Genomic DNA, 2,244 nt, shown 5'->3' with positions numbered 1-2,244 from the left:
GCCGGTCTTGAGGCCGCCGGGGCCGGCGGGGGCGGAGCCGGCGGGCTGGGAGGGGAGGACCGTCATCGCGCCACGGCCTCCTCGAGCCGCCCGGGGACCTCGCCCCGGCGGGTGGTGTCCGGGCGTTCGTCACGGGGGAAGGCCCACCACGCCGTCAGGCCCAGGGCCATACCGGTCAGCACGGTCGACGGCCCGCCGATGTCGCCGTACACGAAGTCGGTCAACTGCCAGAGCAGCAGGCCGCAGGCGACCAGGGCGCAGTCGAGGCCGGGACCCCCACGGCGCACCCGCAGCAGCCCGCGCACCGCGCACACCAGCAGCGCCAGCCAGCTCCCGGCGAGCGTGAGCAGCCCGATCAGGCCCTGCTCGCTCAGCACCAGCAGGTACATGCTGTGCGGGGAGAGCAGTGCCTGCTTGTGGTACGTCTCGCCCGCGCCCTCGATGTCGCTGCCCGACGACAGCGCCAGGGTCGCGTGTCTGTCCCGGTACTCGGGGAAGCCCTTCAGCCCCACGCCGGTCAGCGGTTGTTCGCGCCACATGCCGGTGGCCGCCGCCCACAGGGTGTACCGGTCGACCACCGACTGGTCCGGGGTGTCGGCGACCCGGGTGATGCTGTCGATCCGCTCCTGCAGCATCGCCGTACCGACGCCGAAACCGCCCATGAGGATCATCGCGGAGGCGATCACGGCCGCCCCCACCTTCAGTGCCCGCCGCAGCCCCGCCAGCGCCAGTTGCACGCCGCAGGTCAGGGCGGTGGCGATCCAGGCGCCCCGGCTGAAGGACAGCACCAGTGGCAGGAGGAGCAGCACCGCGCACCCGGCCGCGGCCGCCCGCTGCCACCGCGGTGCCCGGCCCAGCGCGAGACCCGCCGCGCACACCACGCCCAGGGACACCGCCGTCGCCATGCCCATCACGTCCTGCGCCCCGAAGGTGCCGACCGCCCGGATGGTCTCGCCCTGGTAGGAGGCACCGGTACCGGTGACGTACTGCCGCACCCCCACCGCCCCCTGCCACAGCGCCAGTCCGACGAACGACCAGGCCAGCACCCGGAAGTCGGCCCGCCCCCGGAGCAGCACCAGCACCGCCAGCGGGACCAGTACGAAGACCTGCAGATAGCGGCACATGCCGCCGATCCCCGCCGCCGCCGAACCCGCCCCCATGGCGGCGAGCGCCGACCCCACGACCGGCAGCCCCAGCACCACCACCGCGCGGGGTGACAGCGGCCGCCGCCGTTCCCGCACCAGGCGGAGCACGCAGTACCCCACCACCAGCGCGGACACCACGTCCGCGGGCCCCGCGCCGTCCCCCGTCGGCGGCAGCGCCAGCAGGGCGACCACCGCCACCAGCGGCAGCACCGGCCCGAGCGCGGCGGCCCGGTGCGGCAGGGTCGGCAGGACGTGGCTCACGTGTGGTCAGCTCCCCGTCGGACGGACCAGCGCGGCCGCGGTGCGCAGCAGGATGCAGACGTCCTGCCACAGCGACCAGTCGTCGATGTAGGCGTTGTCGAACCGGCAGCGGTCCTCGATGGAGGTGTCGCCGCGCAGCCCGTTGATCTGCGCGAGCCCGGTGATGCCGGTACGCATCCGGTGCCGGGCCGCGTAACCGGGGTACGTCTGGCTGAACTGGGAGACGAAGAAGGGCCGTTCGGGCCGGGGACCGACGAGGCTCATGTCGCCGCGGAGCACGTTCCACAGCTGGAGCAGCTCGTCCAGCGAGGTGCGCCGCAGCATGCGGCAGAACCGGCGCATCTCGTTCTCGTTCGCCACGCTCCACCGGGTCGCCGACTCGTGCTCGTCGACCGGGCGGTGGGTGCGGAACTTCAGCAGCGTGAACGGCTGCCCGTTCCGGCCGATGCGCTCCTGCCGGAACACGACACCCGGCCCGTCACAGATCCGCAGCGTCACGGCGCACACCAGCAGCAGCGGGCTGACCAGCAGCAACAGCGTTCCCGAGACCAGGATGTCGAGCATCCGCTTGCCGGCGCCGCCGCCGGCCGGCGGCTCGAGGTCCAGCCGCCGGCAGGCGAATCCGGCCAGCCGCTCCCGCGCCGGGTGCGGCGCCGCGTCGGCGTCGACCTCCCAGACCAGGCACCCCGCGTCGGCCAGCGACCGCAGCAGCGGCGCCTGTTCGGCCCGTACCGAGGGGGCGACGGCGAGCACCGCGCGTACGCCGTTCTGGATGACCGCCCGCTCCACCTCCTCGTCCGTACGCAGCACGGGCACGCCCTCGCCGCCTTCCGCCTGC

General features: G+C 74.2%; 2 protein-coding genes. Both read right to left on the bottom strand.

Features of this window, described 5'->3' with window-relative positions; genetic code table 11:
* Nucleotides 1–62: 62 nt before the first annotated feature.
* Nucleotides 63–1,406 carry an O-antigen ligase gene (locus B9S61_RS08750; protein ID WP_103541742.1) on the bottom strand — a complete coding sequence of 448 codons (1,344 nt, stop codon included), beginning with the start codon at nucleotides 1,404–1,406 and terminating at the stop codon, nucleotides 63–65.
* 6 nt (nucleotides 1,407–1,412) lie between these two features.
* On the bottom strand, nucleotides 1,413–2,244 hold an 832-nt coding region (locus B9S61_RS08745; protein ID WP_258039598.1), incomplete at its 5' end, for a sugar transferase.

Origin of the sequence: Streptomyces sp. SM1, assembly GCF_002910825.1 — a bacterium.
GTDB lineage: Bacteria > Actinomycetota > Actinomycetes > Streptomycetales > Streptomycetaceae > Streptomyces > Streptomyces okerensis.
The sequence above is the reverse complement of the archived record's forward strand: the minus strand, read 5'-3'. Positions and strand labels throughout refer to the sequence as shown.